Here is a 16,451-nt window from a genome sequence, read left to right on the forward strand (position 1 = left end):
TCCGTCCCGGTCCGCACTCAGGCCGTGCATAGGATGATCCCGATGCGCCCCACCGAGCAGCCCACCCCGCCCCCGCCGCACCGGCGGCGGCGAGCCCTGCTCGTGCTGGGCCTGCTGGCCGGACTGCTCGCCATGCACGGGCTGGCACCCGGCGGTGCCCTGGGCTCCGGCGGGCACGGTGGTCATGAGCGGGTCTCGCCCATGACCGCAATGACCGCCACGACCGCCGCGGTCGCCGCGTACGACGGCTGCTCCGGCGACGACGGCCACTGTGGCGGCAACCACGCGCACCACGCCGACGCGACCTGCGCCTCGGGCGCGGTGAGCGGCGGACCGGCGCTGCCGGCCCTGGTCCCGGACCCGGTATCCGTCCCCGCGGCCGCCCTCCTGGCCGGCTCCCGCCCGGCCACCCCGCCGGACGGCGCCCGCGCGCCCCCCGACCTGGCCGAACTCCAGCTCCTGCGGATCTAGAGGCACCCGAGCCGGCCGTGCGCTTACCGCGCCGCGGTCGTGCTCCCGCGTGCCCCCCTCACATCCACCGCAGGAGATCCAGCATGAGCACCACCCGTAGCCGTACCCGTGCCGTCCTCGTCGCGCTGACCGCGACCGCCGCCCTCGTCCTCGTCCTCGCCCTCACCGCGTGCGGCGGCGGCGACGGCACCGCCCACAGCGGCACACCCGCCACCGCGCACGCCGGCGCGTCCGCGTCGGGCATGGCCGCCGGCGCGCACAACGCGCAGGACGTGACCTTCGCGCAGCGCATGATCCCCCACCACCGGCAGGCCCTGGAGATGGCGGGACTCGCGGCCGGCCGGGCCTCCTCGGCCCGCGTGAAGGACCTCGCCGCCCGGATCGAGAAGGCCCAGGACCCGGAGATCAAGACCATGTCCGGGTGGCTCAAGGCCTGGGGCGAGGACGTGCCCATGGCGGGCATGGACCACAGCGGCCACACCGGCATGGCCGGGATGATGGACGACGCGGACATGACCGCGCTGAAGAAGGCCGAGGGGACGGACTTCGACACGATGTTCCTGACCATGATGGTCGAACACCACCGGGGCGCCGTGGAGATGGCCACCACCGAGCGGTCCCATGGCGCCTACGCCCCGGCCACCGGCCTGGCCGGTGACATCGTCGCCGCCCAGAACGCCGAGATCAAGCAGATGAAGCAGCTCCTCGGCAAGGGCTGACCGGGGGAGGGGCGGCCGCGCCCGGTCGGCGCGGCCGCCTCCTCGCTCAGGCCGCCAGCACCTTCTCCAACGCCCCCAGCGCCGACCGCAGTTCCTCCGCCGTGACGGTCAGCGGCGGGGCCAGCCGGATCGTCGAGCCGTGCGTGTCCTTGACGAGGACGCCCTCGCGCATCAGGCGTTCGCTGATCTCGCGCCCGGTGCCGATCGCCGGGTCCACGTCGACGCCCGCCCACAGCCCGCGCGAGCGGAAGCCGACCACGCCCCTGCCGACCAGCTCCGCCAGACCGTCCCGCAGGACCACGCCCAACTCGGCCGCCCGGCGCTGGAACTCGCCGCTCTCCAGCAGTTCGACCACGGCCGTGCCGACCGCGGCGGCGAGCGGGTTGCCGCCGAACGTCGAGCCGTGCTCGCCCGGCCGCAGCACACTCATGACCTCGCGCCGGGCCACCACCGCCGACACCGGCACGATCCCGCCGCCCAGCGCCTTGCCGAGCAGCAGCATGTCCGGGACGACGTCCTCGTGGTCGACGGCGAGGGTACGCCCGGTGCGGCCGAGGCCGGACTGGATCTCGTCGGCCACGAAGAGGCAGCCCGTCCGCCGGGTCAGTTCGCGGACCCCGGTCAGATAGCCGTCGTCGGGGATCATGACCCCGGCCTCGCCCTGGATCGGCTCGATCAGCACGGCCGCCGTCGTCTCGTCGACCGCCGCCTCCAGCGCCGCCAGGTCGTTGTACGGCACGATCCGGAACCCCGGCGTGAACGGTCCGAAGCCCGCGCGGGCGGTCTCGTCCGTGGAGAAGCTGACGATCGTGGTCGTACGGCCGTGGAAGTTGTCCGCCGCGACGACGATCGTGGCCCGGTCGGCGGGGACGCCCTTCACGTCGTAGGCCCACTTGCGGGCCACCTTGATGCCGCTCTCCACCGCCTCGGCGCCGGTGTTCATCGGCAGCACCATGTCCAGGCCGGTCAGCGCGGCCAGCCGTTCGGCGAACTCGGCGAGCCGGTCGTTGTGGAAGGCCCGGGAGGTGAGGGTCAGCCGGTCCAGCTGGCGGTGTGCGGCCTCGATCAGGGCCGGGTGGCGGTGGCCGAAGTTGAGGGCCGAGTAGCCGGCCAGCATGTCGAGATAGCGGCGGCCCTCGACGTCCTCCACCCAGGCGCCCTCGGCACCGGCGACGACCACGGGCAGCGGATGGTAGTTGTGCGCGAGGACCGGCTCCTCGGCCTCGATCAGCTCGGCGGAGGTACGGGTGTGCACGGGTGCGGTCATCGATGACTCTCCTCGGACCTCAGCGGATTTCCTGGGTGCAGCACTTGATGCCGCCGCCGGCCTTGTGGAACTCCGACAGGTCGACGGGTACCGGTTCGTAGCCCTGGTCGGCGAGCCGGGCGGCGAGCGCCTCGGCCTGCGGCGCGATGAAGACCCGGCGGCCGTCGGAGACGGAGTTCAGCCCCCATGCCATGGCGTCGTCGCGGGTGGCGAGCACCGCCTCCGGGTACAGGCGGCGCAGCACCTCGCGGCTGCCGCTGGAGAACGCCTCCGGGTAGTACACGATGTTCTCGTCGTCGAGGACGAACAGCGCGGTGTCCAGGTGGTAGAAGTACGGGTCCACCAGGGTCAGGCTGATCACCGGATGGCCGAAGAACTCCTGCGCCTCCCGGTGCGCCTCCCGGGTGGTGCGGAAGCCGGTGCCGGCGAGCAGGTACCGGCCCGTCCAGACCAGATCGCCCTCGCCCTCGACCACCGAGCCGGGGCGGTGGACGTCGTAGCCGGCGGTCTTGAACCAGAGGTCGTAGTGCGAGGACTCGGGGCGCCGCTCCGGCGCGTGGAACAGGGAGCCGAAGACACGGCCGCCGACGACGACGGCCGAGTTCGCGGCGAAGACCATGTCGGGCAGGCCGGGGACCGGCTCCAGGTGGTCGACGCTGTGGCCGTGGGCACGGTAGGCGCTGATGAGCGCGGTCCACTGCTCATGGGCCAGGTCGACGTCGACCCTGGTGTCGGGGTTCATCCAGGGATTGATCGCGTACTGCACGGCGAAGTGTCTGGGTTCGCAGACGAGGAAGCGCCGGACACGCGGCACACGGCTTTCGGGCACAGAGGTGTTCCTCCGCTTTCCTGCGGTGTCGACGAGGGTTGACACCAAGGTAGAAAGCGTCGGATACGGGCGACAAGCAATGGATGTTGCGTGTCTGCGCAGGATTGCTGCGTCTCCGATCACACAAACGCAGCATCTGTGCGTTTACTCCCACCCTGCCCCTGCTCTACTGCGGCGCCGCGTGTGTCGCGCCGGCCTCCGGGCTCTCCGGCAGCAGATGCGACAGCACCATCACGCTGATCGTCTTCCGGATGAAGGGCTCCACCCGGATCCGCTCCAGCACCTCCTCGAAGTGGTCCACGTCCCGGGCGCGGACATGCAGCAGGGCGTCCGCGCCGCCGGTCACCGTCATGGCCGCGGTGATCTCCGGATGGTTGCGGACCACCTCCGCGAGCCGCCTGGGCGGGGCCGCGCCCTCGCAGTACACCTCCACATACGCCTCGGTGCGCCAGCCGAGGGCCGACGGCTTCACGGTGGCCGTGAACCCGGTGATCACCCCGGTCTCGCGCAACCGGTCGACCCGCCGCTTGACGGCCGTCGCGGAGAGCCCGACGGCCGCGCCGATCTCGGCGAAACTGGTCCGCGCGTTCGCCATCAGCGCGGTGGTGATCTTCCGGTCGAGATCGTCGAAGGGGGCGGTGCCGCTGTTCATGTCCGCACTGTATCCACGGGGAAAGACACTTCAGGCCACGCCACTTCACACGGTTCGTCCGGCGCGAACGTCCACGTCCGGTACATGTCCAGCGCCCCGGTCCGCCGCCTACACTCCGTTCATGCTGCGCGCCCTCGCCGTCGACGACGAACGCCCCTCGCTGGAGGAACTCCTCTACCTGCTGAACGCCGATCCGCGCATCGGCAGCGTCGAGGGCGCCGGGGACGCCACCGAGGCGCTGCGCCGCATCACCCGCGCCCTGGAGTCCGGACCCCACGGCCCCGAGGCCGTCGACGTCGTCTTCCTGGACGTCCAGATGCCCGGCCTGGACGGACTGGAGATGGCCCGGCTGCTCACCGGCTTCGCCCGGCCCCCGCTGGTCGTGTTCGTCACCGCCCACGAGGACTTCGCCGTCAGGGCCTTCGACCTCAAGGCGGTCGACTACGTCCTCAAGCCGGTACGCAAGGAGCGCCTCGCGGAGGCGGTACGACGGGTCGTCGAACTGCGCGGCACCGCACCGCACATACCCGTGCACGAACCCGACCCGGACCACCTGCCGGTCGAACTCGGCGGTGTCACACGGTTCGTGGCCGTCGAGGACATCACCCATGTCGAGGCCCAGGGCGACTACGCCCGCCTGCACACCGAGCGCGGCAGCCACCTCGTGCGCATCCCGCTCTCCACCCTGGAGGAGCGCTGGCGCTCCCGCGGCTTCGTCCGCATCCACCGCCGCCACCTGGTCGCCCTCCGCCACATCGGCGAACTCCGCCTGGACGCGGGCACGGTGAGCGTCCTGGTCGGCGGCGAGGAACTCCAGGTCAGCCGGCGCCACGCGCGCGAGCTGCGGGACCTGCTGATGAGGAGGGTCTGACGGTGCCCACCGACCCCGCCGAACGCCGGGTCACCGTCACCGGCCCGCCCCGCCGCAGCCGCCGTGGCTCCGGCTACTACCGGCCGCGCACCGAGATCGACGAGCAGACCACCCTCGGCCACACCTACGTCCGCTCCCTCATGCGCTCCCAACTCCGCGTCGCCGTCGTCGTGTTCGCCGTGCTCGTGCTGCTCGTCGGCCCGCTCCCGCTGGTGTTCGCGGCCGCCCCGCAGGCCCGCCGCCTGGAGTGGCTGGTGCTCGGCTTCTGCCTGTACGCCCCGCTGATCCTGCTGGCCCGCTGGTACGTGCGGCGCGCCGAACGCAACGAGCGGGACTTCGTCCGACTCGTCGAGGACCGATGAACCCCCGTCGGGACGAGGTCGGATGAACTCCGGTTACGCCGTCCCGGCCGTCGCCCTCGTGGTCGTCGCCACCGTCCTGGTCGGCGCCTTCGGCCTGCGCATCTCCCGGACCACGTCCGACTTCTACGTCGCCTCGCGCACCGTGGGCCCGCGCCTCAACGCGGCCGCGATCAGCGGCGAGTACCTCTCCGCCGCCTCCTTCCTGGGCATCGCCGGACTGGTCCTGGTGCAGGGCCCGGACATGCTCTGGTACCCGGTCGGCTACACCGCCGGCTATCTGGTCCTGCTGCTCTTCGTCGCCGCTCCGCTGCGCCGATCCGGTGCCTACACCCTCCCCGACTTCGCCGAGGCCCGGCTCGCCTCGCAGCCGGTACGACGGCTGGCCGGGGCGTTCGTCGTCGGCGTCGGCTGGCTCTACCTGCTGCCCCAGCTCCAGGGCGCCGGACTGACCCTGGCGGTGCTCACCGGCGCCCCGGACGCACTGGGCGGGCTGATCGTGGCCGTGGTCGTGGTGGCCACCGTCGCCGCCGGCGGCATGCGCAGCATCACCTTCGTACAGGCCTTCCAGTACTGGCTGAAACTCACCGCCCTGCTGGTCCCCGCCCTCTTCCTGATCCTCGCCTGGCAGGGCGCCGGCGCCCCCACCCACGCCTTCGACGAACCGGCTGCCTTCCGCGACCAGCGCACCGTCGCCGTCCAGGACACCCTCGACCTCAGGCTGGACCGCCCCCTCGGGGTCACCGTCACCGGTACCGTCGACGGCCGCCCGCACCAGGACGCCCGGGTCACCCTCCCCGAGGGAACCCACCGCATCACCGCCGGCACCCGTCTGACCTTCGCGAAGGGCACCCGGGTGCCCGCCACCGACCGGGGCACCAACGGCGGCATGTCCACCTCGCTCGCCGAGAGCCGCGAGGAACGCCCGCTGTACGCCACGTACGGGCTGATCCTCGCCACCTTCCTCGGCACCATGGGCCTGCCGCACGTCGTCGTCCGCTTCTACACCAGCCCGCACGGCGTCGCCGCCCGCCGCACCACGGTCGCCGTCCTCGCCCTGATCGGCCTCTTCTACCTGCTGCCGCCCGTCTACGGCGCCCTCGGCCGGCTCTACACCCCCGAACTCACCCTCACCGGCAACGCGGACGCGGCCGTCCTGCTGCTGCCCGACCGGGTCGTCGGCGGCGTCGGCGGCGATCTCCTCGGCGCCCTGGTGGCCGGCGGTGCCTTCGCCGCTTTCCTGTCCACCGCCTCCGGACTGACCATGGCGGTCGCCGGCGTCCTCACCCAGGACGTCCTGCCGGCACGCGGGGTGCGGCACTTCAGACTCGGGACCGTACTGGCCATGGCCGTTCCGCTCGCCGCCAGCGTGGTCGTCGGCGGGCTGCCGGCCGCGGACGCCGTGGGGCTCGCCTTCGCGGTGTCCGCCTCCTCCTTCTGCCCGCTGCTGGTCCTCGGCATCTGGTGGCGGCGGCTGACCCCGCCCGGCGCGGCCGCCGGGATGCTGGTCGGGGGCGGCTCGGCGTTCTGCGCGGTGGCCGCGACGATGGCCGACTTCCCGGGCACCGGGAACCTGCACGCCCTGCTCGCCTGGCCCGCCCTCTGGTCGGTGCCGCTGGGCTTCCTCACCATGATCCTGGTGTCCCTGGCGACGCCGGGCCGGGTTCCGCCGGGCACGGCTGCGATCCTGGCCCGCTTCCACCTCCCCGAGGAACTGCGTGCGGAGGTGAAGGCGTGACCGGATTCCTGGCCGGTCTCCTGGTGGCGGTACTCCCGCTGCTGGCCGCCGGCTTCTGGCTGGGCCGCCGCACCGCACGCCCCGAGAGCCTCGGCGGTCTCGGCACCGCCGTCGAACACGCCACCTTCGAGACCCTGCACACCGCGTCCCTCGCCGCACCCCCGCTGCGCGCGGGCCTGACCGAGGAGACCGCCCGCCGGTCGGCCCGCCGGCTGCGCACCCTGCTGGGCACCGACGCCCTCTGCCTCACCGACCACGAGAACCTGCTGGTCTGGGACGGCGTCGGCGACCACCACCGCACCGAGATCATGGAACGCCTCGCCGGACCGCTGGAGTCCGGCCGCGGCGAGGCCTTCCGCCTGAACTGCGAGCATCCCGACTGCCCGGTCCGCTGGGCGGTGGTCGCGCCGCTCACCGTCGACGACCGCGTCCACGGCACCCTGGTGGCCTGCGCCCCGCGCGAGTCCGCCGTCCTGGTCCGGGCGGCCGGCGAGGTCGCCCGCTGGGTGAGCGTCCAGCTGGAACTGGCCGACCTGGACCGCTCCCGCACCCGGCTCATCGAGGCCGAGATCCGTGCCCTGCGCGCCCAGATCTCCCCGCACTTCATCTTCAACTCGCTGGCGGTGATCGCCTCCTTCGTGCGCACCGACCCCGAGCGGGCCCGTGAACTCCTCCTGGAGTTCGCCGACTTCACCCGCTACTCGTTCCGCAGGCACGGTGACTTCACCACCCTCGCGGACGAGCTCCACGCCATCGACCACTACCTGGCGCTCGTCCGGGCCCGCTTCGGCGACCGCCTCACGGTCACCCTCCAGATAGCCCCGGAGGTACTGCCGGTCACCCTGCCCTTCCTCTGCCTCCAGCCCCTGGTCGAGAACGCCGTGAAGCACGGCCTGGAGGGCAAGACCGGCACCTGTCACATCCAGATCACCGCGCAGGACGAGGGCGCCGAGGCCCTGGTCGTCATCGAGGACGACGGCACCGGCATGGACCCCGGCCTGCTGCGCCGCATCCTCGCCGGCGAGACCAGCCCGTCCGGCGGCATCGGGCTGTCCAACGTCGACGACCGGCTCCGCCAGGTCTACGGCGACGACCACGGCCTCGTCATCGAGACCGCCCCCGGCGCGGGCATGAAGATCACCGCCCGGCTGCCCAAGTACCAGCCCGGGGTGCACTAGCCCTCCGCGGTGTGCGGTGGCCTGCTGCGGCGCCGTCGTGGCTGGTCGCGCCCACGCGGCGGCAGCCGCACATTCAATACAGCCCCGCGCCCCCTTCGGGGCGCTGTGCGCGGCCGGTGTGTCAGTTGCTCTGGGTGACCACCATCGCGAGGGTCAGCAGCCCCAGCACCACCCACCCGAACCAGAGCCAGCCGTTGCTGCCGAGTGCCACCGTGTAGGCCGTCACCACCACGAGTCCGCCTACGGTGAGGACCCCCATCGCCTTGGTGGAACCGTTCGCAGAACCGGGCATCGCGACACCCTCCTCATGGTCCGACTCCCTCCATGGTGCCCCCGTTCTGCCTCCGTACGGCGCACACGACGAAATGAGCCCCTGTCTTCCACATCCCCGCACCGGCCCAGGAGGCCGCCCGGTACCCAAAAGGAGCGAATCCGTACCGCCGGGGGAGAGGCCGCCGGCGGTGACCGGGCGGCCGTCCCGGGCTCGCGCCCGTCACGCGGCGCGTGCACCACGCGAGCGGGCGCGACGGTTCCTGGGACGGCTGCCGCCGACAGGAAGGCCCTTCAGCCCTTGCGTGCGTTCAGTGAGGCCAGATAGGCGTTGTACGCCTCGAGCTCCTTGTCGCCGTCCCGGTCCGCGGCCCGGTCCGTGCGCCGGGCCTGCCGCTGCTCGGAGCCGTACCACTGGAACAGCAGGGCGATCAGCACCAGCACGGAGGGGACTTCGCTGAACGCCCAGGCGATACCGCCGGCCGCGGTCTGGTCGGAGAGCGCGTCGATGCCGAGCGAGGCGGGCGGGTTCTTGAACGTCTCGACCATCGGCTCCGACGCCATCATCAACGCGATACCGAAGAAGGCGTGGAACGGCATGCCCGCGAACAGCTCCAGCATCCGCATCAGGTACCCCGGCCGGTGCGGTCCCGGATCGACACCGATGATCGGCCAGAAGAAGACGACACCGACGGCCAGGAAGTGCACCATCATCGCGATGTGCCCGGCCTTCGACCCCATCAGGAAGTCGAACAGCGGGGTGAAGTAGAGCGCGTAGAGGCTCGCGATGAAGAGCGGGATCGTGAAGGCGGGATGGGTGATGATCCGCATGTACCGGCTGTGCAGCAGGGCCAGCAACAGCTCGCGCGGTCCCTTGCGGCCCTTCCCGGCGACGGGCAGCGCACGCAGCGCGAGCGTGACCGGGGCGCCCAGCAGGATGAAGATGGGCGACAGCATGCTGATGACCATGTGCTGCACCATGTGCACGCTGAACATGACCATCCCGTAGTCGTTCAGCCTGGTGCACATCACCAGCATGATGGTCAGGACGCCGACGACGAACGACACCGTGCGTCCGACGGACCACGCGTCCCCGCGCCGCCGCAGCCGCACCACACCCCACCCGTACAGCGCGAGCCCCGCGACGCAGGCCACGAGAAAGAAGGGATCCGCCGACCACTCCAGCCCCCGCCCCAGCGTGAACGGCGGCAAGTCCATGGTCATGCCGTGCCCGCTGTGATCCATCCGGCGGCTCCTGATTCGTGGGGGGTTGTGCAGTTTCTTCGGTCCCCCAGAGTAGAGCTGCCCCCGGGCGCCGCTGCGACCGGGGGCACTGGAGCGCCCCCTCAGGGGCGCGGGGAACTGCGCGAGCAACCACACACGACCCGCACCCGGCGACGAATCGGCACCCCCTACGGCGCTGCCCCTAAAGCACGGTCTCCGCCTCGTCGTACCGCTCCGCGGGAACCGTCTTCAACGTCTCCACCGCCTCGGCCAGCGGCACCATCACGATGTCCGTGCCCCGCAGCGCGGTCATGTGACCGAACTCCCCGCGATGCACGGCCTCCACCGCATGCCACCCGAACCGCGTCGCCAGCACCCGGTCGTACGCCGTCGGCGTGCCGCCCCGCTGCACATGCCCGAGGATGACCGGCCGCGCCTCCTTGCCGAGCCGCTGCTCCAGCTCGATGGAGAGCTGCCGGGCGATCCCGGCGAACCGCTCGTGGCCGTAGATGTCCTTGCCGCCCTCGTCGAAGGCCATCGTGCCCGCCTTCGGCTTGGCCCCCTCCGCCGCGACGACGATCGCGAACCGCTTCCCGGCCTCGAACCGCTCGCCGACCCGGCGGGCCAACTCCTCGATGTCGAAGGGCCGTTCCGGTACGACGACGGCGTGGGCGCCGGCCGCCATGCCGGAGTGCAGGGCGATCCAGCCGGTGTGCCGGCCCATGACCTCGACGACGAGGACCCGCTGGTGGGACTCGGCGGTGGTCTTCAGCCGGTCGAGGGCCTCGGTGGCCACACCCACGGCCGTGTCGAAGCCGAAGGTGACGTCGGTGACAGCGATGTCGTTGTCGATGGTCTTCGGCACGCCGACGATCGGCAGGCCGGCGTCCGACATCAGCCGGGCCGCCTTCAGCGTGCCCTCACCGCCGATCGGGATGATCGCGTCGAGGCCGAGTTCGGCCACATGGCCCCTGGCCCGCTCCACGCCGTCCCGCAGGTGCGAGGGCTGGACCCGGGAGGAGCCGAGGATCGTGCCGCCGCGGGCCAGGATGCCGGCCACGGCGTCGAGGTCGAGCTTGAGATAGTCGCATTCCAGGAGGCCCTTCCAGCCGTCCCGGAAGCCGATGACCTCGTCGCCGTGGTCGGCGACGGCACGGTGCACGACGGACCGGATGACGGCGTTCAGGCCGGGGCAGTCGCCGCCGGACGTGAGGACACCAATGCGCATAGCCCGAAACAACCTTCTTCACGTGGGCCGAAGACCGGACCACGCTGTCCGGCTGACATCGCCGTCACCCTACCGGCGGGAGGGGGTCCGGCCGTACCGGGCGTCCGCCTGCTGGACGCGCCCGCACATGTGAGCGGACACCCTGTCAGGCGGGCCCGGAATCGACCACTCCGGTCCGGTCAGGCGGGCTGCTGCGCCGACGCGATCCGCTCGGTGCGCAGGGCCTCGTACCACCGGTCGTCGATCGGCGGCAGCGCGTTCACGTCGAGCGCGAGCTTCAGCAGCAGGTCCGCGATGAGCGGGTTGCGGGCGAGCACCGGCCCGTGCATGTACGTGCCGAAGACGGTGTCGTTGTACGCGCCCTCCGTGCCGTCCCCGGTGCCGTTGCCCCGGCCCAGCTGGACGCGGGCGAGGGGACGGGCGGTGGGGCCGAGCTGGGTGACGCCCTGGTGGTTCTCGAACCCGGTGAGCTGGGGCAGCCCCAGACGCGGGTCGATGTCGGCGAGGACGTCGCCGACGCACCGCTCCCCGGTGCCGCGCACGGTCGTCACGTCGAGCAGGCCGAGGCCGGGCTCGCGCTGACCCAGGTCGTTGATGAACTCGTGCCCGAGGATCTGGTAGCCGGCGCACACCGAGAACACGATCGCGCCGTTCTCCACGGCCCGGTACAGGTGCCCGTCGCGGCGCAGCCGCTCGGCGGCGAGCCGCTGCGGACGGTCCTCACCGCCGCCGATCAGGTAGATGTCGCCGGAGGTCGGGATCGGCTGGTCGCTGCGCACGTCCAGCCGGGCCACGTCGAGACCGCGCTGCCGGGCCCGGCGCTCCACGACGAGCGCGTTGCCCTGGTCGCCGTAGGTGCTGAGCAGGTCCGGGTAGATCCACACCAGCCGCAGTTGGTTGTCGCTCATCAATGATCGTCCTTCGGGGTCAGTCAGTTGCCGACGCGGCGGCGCAGATCCTGGAACGCGGTGTAGTTCGCGATGACCTCGATCCGGCCGGGCGGGGCCATCTGCACGGCCTGGTCGAGGGAGTCGCAGACCTGGAAGTGCTGGTTCGCGACCTCGAGACGCACCGCGAGGTCCAGCTTGCGGTCGCCGAGCACGAAGATCGGGTGGCCGGTGAGGCGGGTGTAGTCCACGTCCCACAGCCAGGAGGTGTCGGTGCCGTCCGCGCCGCGCGCGTTCACGGAGAGGATCACCGGGGTCGGCGGCGGGTCGATCAGCGAGAACGTCTCCAGCCAGCCGGCCGGGTTCTTCGCGAGCAGCAGCCGCAGGTCACGTCCCTGGAACTGCACGACGTCGTACCGTCCCGCGACGGCCTGCACCTGGTACATGCGCTCCAGGGCGACCTGCGGCGGCACCCCGAAGACGGCGGCGACGGCGGCCGAGGAGGCCGCGTTGGCCTTGTTGGCGCGTCCCGGCAGCTGGAGGTGGATCGGCCAGGCGGACCCGTGCGGGTCGAGCACGTGGTCCCCGGACAGCACCCAGCTCGGGGTCGGCCGCCGGAACCCGCACTCACCGCAGAACCAGTCGTCGCCCGGGCGCTGCATCACACCGCCGCAGGACGGGCAGGACCAGGCGTCGTCCTTCCACATCTGCCCGGCGGCGACCCAGATCACGTTGGGGGAGGAGGACGCGGCCCACACCACCAGCGGGTCGTCGCAGTTCGCCACGATGACGGCCTTGGAGCCGGCCAGACCCTCCCGCCAGTTCTCGGCGAGCATCCGGGTCTCGGCGGCCCGGTCGAGCTGGTCGCGGGAGAGGTTGAGCAGCGCGATGCACTTCGGGTCGGTGTCCCGGGCGACCCCGGCGAGGTACTTCTCGTCGACCTCGATGACGCCGAACTTGGCGTCGGAGCCGCCGGCCAGTGCCGAGGTGATGCCGGCGGGCATGTTGGCGCCGAGCGCGTTGGAGACGACCGGCCCCGCGGCCTTGAGCGCCTCGGCGATCAGCCGGGTGGTCGTCGTCTTGCCGTTGGTCGCCGAGACGAGCGTGACGTCCAGGTTCTGGGCGAGCCGGGCGAGAAGGTCGGGGTCGAGTTTCAGTGCGACCCGGCCGCCGATCACGGATCCGCTGCCGCGTCCCGCGGCGCGGGACGCCGCCGCGACCGCCTTGCCCGCGGTCACGGCGATCTTGGCCCGCGGCGTGAGCGGGTCCGAGTTGCCTGCCATCAGTTCTCGATCCTCCTTGACTACGCGCCGCGCATCAGCCATCCGGCAACGTGGTGTGCACCTCAGCCTATCGAGATCCATTCGCACACCCGAATTCCGGCCCTCGCCTGCGCGGCGGGCAGGGGCCGATTCGAACCGTACCCTTGCGGCCATGCGACAAGGTTCCATTCCGGGCGCCCGTGGGCGGGTCCGGCCCCTCACCCTGCTCGGCGACCCCGTCCTGCACACCCGCTGCCCGGAGGTCACCGACTTCGGCCCCGAACTCTCCCGTCTGGTGGAGGACTTGTTCGCGACGATGTACGCGTCGGAGGGCGTGGGCCTGGCGGCGAACCAGGTGGGGGAGCCACTGCGGGTGTTCGTCTTCGACTGCCCCGACGACGAGGACGTACGGCATCTGGGCCATGTGGTGAACCCCCGCCTGGTGGCGGCGGACGGCGTGACGATCCGCGGGCCGGAGGGCTGCCTGTCCCTGCCGGGCCTGGAGGCGGGGACGGAGCGCTACGACCACGCGGTGGTGGAGGGGTTCACGGCGACGGGGGAGCCGATCACGATCCACGGCACGGGCTTCTTCGCGAGGTGCCTGCAGCACGAGACCGACCATCTGGAGGGCCGCGTGTACGCCGACCACGTCACGGGCTGGCGCAAGCGCAGACTGATGCGACAGGTGGCGAAGTCCTCTTGGCGCCGGTAAGCGGACGCGCCTCAAAGGGGCGCTGGGGGTACCCCCAGGCCGAAGGTTGGGGGAGGAACAGCGCGACAAGCCCCCACCGGCCGTGAGACGACGTACGGCCTTCAGAACCCAGGACCTCCGATTTTGTCCCCCGCCGCCGCCAGCCGCCCCCACAACAGATCAGCCAAACTCTTCACCAACTCTGCACGAGTGCACGGCCGCTCCCCGAGCCACCAGTCCCCGGCCGCATGCATCATCCCGACGATCCCGTGCCCCCACACCCGCGCCAGCTGCTGACTGTTCGGCCCCAGATCCAGCCGGTCCTCGATGACCTGCGCCAGCTCCTCACTCATCCGCCGCAACAGCGGAGCCGAGTGTTTTCCCACGTCGAACCCCTGGTCGGACCCGGTGCTGCCCTCCGCGGGATGCATCAGGAACCGGTACACCTGGGGCCGCGCCTCGATCGCCGCGAGGTAGGTGTCCAAGGTCGCCTCGACCCGCTCACGGCGCTCCGCGGGAGCGTCCAGCGCGTCCCGGAGCGAGTTCAGCAGCGCGTCCGTGTGCCGCTTGGCCAGGGCCGCGTAGAGGCCGCCCTTGTCGCCGAAGTGGCGGTAGAGGATCGGTTTGGTGATGCCGGCCTCCGCCGCGATCGCGTTCATCGAGGCCTGCGGGCCGTCGCGCAGCACCACCCGGTCGGCGGCCTCCAGCAGCTCCCGCCGTCGACGGTCGGCGGACCTCTGCTGTTCGGTCCGCTGTGTGGTGTCCATGTGCTCTCCCCACCCCGTGCTGTTTCGGTGACGCCTGCGCAAACTAACACCTGACAGCCGACCCATCTCGAACTGGCTGCCGAGGTGACCTTGGGAGTTGACTTTTCCTACCGACGAGTAACAGACTCGGGTTACCGCTAGTAACACATTATGCGCTGCCGCTGGAGGGGTCATGGCCGAGTTCACCATGGAACTCAACGACGAACAGAAGGAGGTCCGGGACTGGCTGCACGGCTTCGCCGCCGACGTCATCCGCCCCGCGGCCGCCGAATGGGACGAGCGTGAGGAGACTCCCTGGCCGGTCATCCAGGAGGCCGCGAAGGTCGGCATCTACTCCCTCGATTTCTACGCCCAGCAGTACTTCGACGCCACCGGTCTCGGCATACCGATGGCCATGGAGGAGCTGTTCTGGGGCGACGCGGGCATCGCCCTCTCCATCGTGGGCACGGGTCTGGCCGCCGTCGGCGTCCTCGCCAACGGCACCGAGGAGCAGATCGGCACCTGGATACCCCAGATGTACGGCGACCCCAACGACGTCAAGGTCGCCGCGTTCTGCTCCTCCGAGCCCGACGCCGGCTCCGACGTGGCCTCCATGCGCACCCGGGCCGTGTACGACGAGGCCAAGGACGAGTGGGTGATCAACGGCACGAAGACCTGGGCGACCAACGGCGGCATCGCCAACGTCCATGTCGTCGTCGCGGTCGTCGACCCGGAGCTCGGTTCCAAGGGCCACGCGTCCTTCATCATCCCGCCGGGGACGCCCGGACTGGCCCAGGGCCAGAAGTTCAAGAAGCACGGGATCCGTGCCTCGCACACCGCCGAGGTCGTCCTGGACGGCGTCCGGGTGCCGGGCTCCTGCCTGCTCGGCGGCAAGGAGAAGCTCGACGAGCGCCTCGCCCGTGCCCGGGAGCGAGCCAGGACGGGCGGCGAGCGGGTCAAGAACGCGGCGATGGCGACCTTCGAGGCGAGCCGCCCCGCGGTGGGGGCCATGGCGGTGGGTACCGCGCGAGCCGCCTACGAGGTCGCCCTCGACTACGCCAAGACCCGTGAGCAGTTCGGCCGGCCGATCATCGACAACCAGGGCGTGGCCTTCCAGCTCGCGGACATGCGGACGTCGATCGACGCGGCCCGGCTGCTGGTGTGGCGTGCGTCATGGATGGCGGTGAACGGGAAGCCGTTCACCGCCGCCGAGGGCTCGATGTCGAAGCTGTTCGCCAGCGAGACCGCGAAGAAGGTCACCGCCCAGGCGATCCAGATCCTGGGCGGCAACGGGTACACGCGGGAGTATCCGGTGGAGCGGATGCACCGCGACGCGGCGATCTACACGATCTTCGAGGGGACGAGTGAGGTGCAGCGGCTGGTGATCGCCCGGACGTTGTCGGGGATGCCGATCCGGTAGCGCCGACGGGGGTACGGTGCGTTGCGGACGGACGGCCGTCGGTGGCCGGTCGCGCCACGCGGCGGAGCCGCATATCGGCAACGCCCCGCGCCCCCAGGCAGGTGGGCCCTGTCACCGGTGTTTCAAAGGCGTGAGTTGCTCGATGTCGTAGCGCTTGCGGAGTTCCTCGATCGCCTCGTGGTCCGGGGGGCCGTCGCCTCCCAGGATCTCCAGGAGTTCCTCGAAGTAGCGCTCGTGCGCGGGGGGCGGGGAAGCCTGGAAGAACATCCGCGCCGGGGTGTCCGTCGGGTTGGCGAAGGCGTGCGGGCAGCCGGGGGGCACGGCGATCAGCGTGCCCGGGGTTGCCCGCACCACCCTCGTGCCCGAGGTCGACTCCCACTTCTGCCAGTTGTCGGGAGTGCGGATGCGGGGCTCGAAGGCGAGAACGTCCAGTTCGCCTTCGAGGACGTAGAACAACTCCTCGCTCTGCGTGTGCACATGGGCGCCCACGTCGAAGCCCGGCGGGACCTCCACCTCGAAGGTGGAGGCCATCCGCGAGTGCGTGCCCGTCACCTTGAAGGTGACGCGCTGGGCCGACGACTGGACCACGCGCCCGTGTCCCGGTGGTACGAGGAGTCCCTCGGTCGTGGTCATGGGCCA

18 protein-coding genes are annotated in these 16,451 nt (G+C 71.4%); 8 read left to right on the forward strand and 10 right to left on the reverse strand.

All coding sequences use genetic code 11. The annotated features are described in order from the left end of the window. Window positions 1-42: 42 nt before the first annotated feature. Window positions 43-471, forward strand: a complete 429-nt coding sequence (locus ACWDGI_RS28085; protein ID WP_450763557.1) for a DUF6153 family protein — start codon at window positions 43-45, stop codon at window positions 469-471. Window positions 472-554: 83 nt separating this feature from the next. After that, window positions 555-1,190: a DUF305 domain-containing protein gene (locus ACWDGI_RS28090; protein WP_450763559.1), complete on the forward strand. Its 636-nt coding sequence runs from the start codon at window positions 555-557 to the stop codon at window positions 1,188-1,190. 46 nt (window positions 1,191-1,236) lie between these two features. On the opposite strand, the gene rocD is transcribed toward ACWDGI_RS28090, so the two are convergent. The 3 genes from rocD to ACWDGI_RS28105 form a co-directional block, all read right to left on the reverse strand. Further along, a complete protein-coding gene (rocD, locus tag ACWDGI_RS28095) occupies window positions 1,237-2,457 on the reverse strand; it encodes an ornithine--oxo-acid transaminase (RefSeq protein ID WP_450763561.1) in 1,221 nt (406 codons plus the stop codon). 19 nt (window positions 2,458-2,476) lie between these two features. After that, window positions 2,477-3,286, reverse strand: a complete 810-nt coding sequence (gene ddaH, locus ACWDGI_RS28100) for a dimethylargininase (RefSeq protein WP_450763563.1) — start codon at window positions 3,284-3,286, stop codon at window positions 2,477-2,479. Window positions 3,287-3,452: 166 nt separating this feature from the next. Beyond that, complete coding sequence (locus ACWDGI_RS28105) at window positions 3,453-3,938, reverse strand: Lrp/AsnC family transcriptional regulator (RefSeq protein WP_450763565.1); 486 nt, start codon at window positions 3,936-3,938, stop codon at window positions 3,453-3,455. A gap of 121 nt (window positions 3,939-4,059) precedes the next feature. On the opposite strand from ACWDGI_RS28105, the gene ACWDGI_RS28110 reads away from it, so the two are divergent. From ACWDGI_RS28110 to ACWDGI_RS28125, 4 genes are read left to right on the forward strand one after another with little or no spacing between them, the layout of a single operon-like run. Next, entirely contained in the window at window positions 4,060-4,809 is a 750-nt protein-coding gene (locus ACWDGI_RS28110; protein WP_450763566.1) for a LytR/AlgR family response regulator transcription factor, read from the forward strand. Between the two features lie 2 nt (window positions 4,810-4,811). Further along, window positions 4,812-5,171 (forward strand): hypothetical protein, encoded by a 360-nt coding sequence (locus ACWDGI_RS28115; protein WP_450763567.1) that lies wholly within the window; start codon window positions 4,812-4,814, stop codon window positions 5,169-5,171. 22 nt (window positions 5,172-5,193) lie between these two features. Next, window positions 5,194-6,906, forward strand: coding sequence for a sodium/solute symporter (locus ACWDGI_RS28120; RefSeq protein ID WP_450763569.1), 1,713 nt, complete (start codon window positions 5,194-5,196; stop codon window positions 6,904-6,906). Next, a complete protein-coding gene (locus ACWDGI_RS28125; RefSeq protein ID WP_450763571.1) occupies window positions 6,903-8,084 on the forward strand; it encodes a sensor histidine kinase in 1,182 nt (393 codons plus the stop codon). Before ACWDGI_RS28120 ends, ACWDGI_RS28125 begins: the two co-directional genes overlap by 4 nt. Before the next feature lie 121 nt (window positions 8,085-8,205). Here the strand turns inward: ACWDGI_RS28125 and ACWDGI_RS28130 are convergent, their stop codons facing one another. From ACWDGI_RS28130 to ACWDGI_RS28150, 5 genes are all read right to left on the reverse strand, one after another. Further along, a complete protein-coding gene (locus tag ACWDGI_RS28130; protein ID WP_450763573.1) occupies window positions 8,206-8,376 on the reverse strand; it encodes a hypothetical protein in 171 nt (56 codons plus the stop codon). A gap of 272 nt (window positions 8,377-8,648) precedes the next feature. Next, complete coding sequence (locus tag ACWDGI_RS28135) at window positions 8,649-9,599, reverse strand: cytochrome c oxidase assembly protein (RefSeq protein ID WP_450763575.1); 951 nt, start codon at window positions 9,597-9,599, stop codon at window positions 8,649-8,651. A 181-nt stretch (window positions 9,600-9,780) separates the two neighbouring features. Next, window positions 9,781-10,806 (reverse strand): 6-phosphofructokinase, encoded by a 1,026-nt coding sequence (locus ACWDGI_RS28140; RefSeq protein WP_450763577.1) that lies wholly within the window; start codon window positions 10,804-10,806, stop codon window positions 9,781-9,783. A 179-nt stretch (window positions 10,807-10,985) separates the two neighbouring features. Further along, window positions 10,986-11,714: a type 1 glutamine amidotransferase gene (locus ACWDGI_RS28145; protein ID WP_382530072.1), complete on the reverse strand. Its 729-nt coding sequence runs from the start codon at window positions 11,712-11,714 to the stop codon at window positions 10,986-10,988. 23 nt (window positions 11,715-11,737) lie between these two features. After that, window positions 11,738-12,976 (reverse strand): MurT ligase domain-containing protein, encoded by a 1,239-nt coding sequence (locus ACWDGI_RS28150; protein WP_384484402.1) that lies wholly within the window; start codon window positions 12,974-12,976, stop codon window positions 11,738-11,740. 151 nt (window positions 12,977-13,127) lie between these two features. On the opposite strand from ACWDGI_RS28150, the gene def reads away from it, so the two are divergent. Next, window positions 13,128-13,667: a peptide deformylase gene (def, locus tag ACWDGI_RS28155; RefSeq protein ID WP_450763580.1), complete on the forward strand. Its 540-nt coding sequence runs from the start codon at window positions 13,128-13,130 to the stop codon at window positions 13,665-13,667. Window positions 13,668-13,768: 101 nt separating this feature from the next. Here the strand turns inward: def and ACWDGI_RS28160 are convergent, their stop codons facing one another. Next, window positions 13,769-14,413 (reverse strand): TetR family transcriptional regulator, encoded by a 645-nt coding sequence (locus ACWDGI_RS28160; protein ID WP_450763582.1) that lies wholly within the window; start codon window positions 14,411-14,413, stop codon window positions 13,769-13,771. Window positions 14,414-14,585: 172 nt separating this feature from the next. Between ACWDGI_RS28160 and ACWDGI_RS28165 the strand changes: the two genes are divergently transcribed. Continuing rightward, window positions 14,586-15,812: an acyl-CoA dehydrogenase family protein gene (locus ACWDGI_RS28165; RefSeq protein WP_450763584.1), complete on the forward strand. Its 1,227-nt coding sequence runs from the start codon at window positions 14,586-14,588 to the stop codon at window positions 15,810-15,812. A 111-nt stretch (window positions 15,813-15,923) separates the two neighbouring features. Here ACWDGI_RS28165 and ACWDGI_RS28170 read toward each other — a convergent pair whose 3' ends face one another. Then, the gene (locus ACWDGI_RS28170; RefSeq protein WP_450763586.1) at window positions 15,924-16,445 is read right to left on the reverse strand and encodes a cupin domain-containing protein; all 522 of its coding nucleotides are present in this window, start codon (window positions 16,443-16,445) and stop codon (window positions 15,924-15,926) included. Between the last annotated feature and the right edge of the window lie 6 nt (window positions 16,446-16,451).

Source organism: Streptomyces sp. NPDC001220, assembly GCF_053597895.1.

Bases quoted from the DNA above. Each gene is read 5' to 3' on its own strand.
- ACWDGI_RS28085 (WP_450763557.1), top strand. From the start codon at position 43: ATGCGCCCCACCGAGCAGCCCACCCCGCCCCCGCCGCACCGGCGGCGG.
- ACWDGI_RS28090 (WP_450763559.1), top strand. From the start codon at position 555: ATGAGCACCACCCGTAGCCGTACCCGTGCCGTCCTCGTCGCGCTGACC.
- rocD (WP_450763561.1), bottom strand. From the start codon at position 2,457: ATGACCGCACCCGTGCACACCCGTACCTCCGCCGAGCTGATCGAGGCC.
- ACWDGI_RS28105 (WP_450763565.1), bottom strand. From the start codon at position 3,938: ATGAACAGCGGCACCGCCCCCTTCGACGATCTCGACCGGAAGATCACC.
- ACWDGI_RS28110 (WP_450763566.1), top strand. From the start codon at position 4,060: ATGCTGCGCGCCCTCGCCGTCGACGACGAACGCCCCTCGCTGGAGGAA.
- ACWDGI_RS28120 (WP_450763569.1), top strand. From the start codon at position 5,194: ATGAACTCCGGTTACGCCGTCCCGGCCGTCGCCCTCGTGGTCGTCGCC.
- ACWDGI_RS28130 (WP_450763573.1), bottom strand. From the start codon at position 8,376: ATGCCCGGTTCTGCGAACGGTTCCACCAAGGCGATGGGGGTCCTCACC.
- ACWDGI_RS28135 (WP_450763575.1), bottom strand. From the start codon at position 9,599: ATGGATCACAGCGGGCACGGCATGACCATGGACTTGCCGCCGTTCACG.
- ACWDGI_RS28140 (WP_450763577.1), bottom strand. From the start codon at position 10,806: ATGCGCATTGGTGTCCTCACGTCCGGCGGCGACTGCCCCGGCCTGAAC.
- ACWDGI_RS28145 (WP_382530072.1), bottom strand. From the start codon at position 11,714: ATGAGCGACAACCAACTGCGGCTGGTGTGGATCTACCCGGACCTGCTC.
- ACWDGI_RS28150 (WP_384484402.1), bottom strand. From the start codon at position 12,976: ATGGCAGGCAACTCGGACCCGCTCACGCCGCGGGCCAAGATCGCCGTG.
- def (WP_450763580.1), top strand. From the start codon at position 13,128: ATGCGACAAGGTTCCATTCCGGGCGCCCGTGGGCGGGTCCGGCCCCTC.
- ACWDGI_RS28160 (WP_450763582.1), bottom strand. From the start codon at position 14,413: ATGGACACCACACAGCGGACCGAACAGCAGAGGTCCGCCGACCGTCGA.
- ACWDGI_RS28165 (WP_450763584.1), top strand. From the start codon at position 14,586: ATGGCCGAGTTCACCATGGAACTCAACGACGAACAGAAGGAGGTCCGG.
- ACWDGI_RS28170 (WP_450763586.1), bottom strand. From the start codon at position 16,445: ATGACCACGACCGAGGGACTCCTCGTACCACCGGGACACGGGCGCGTG.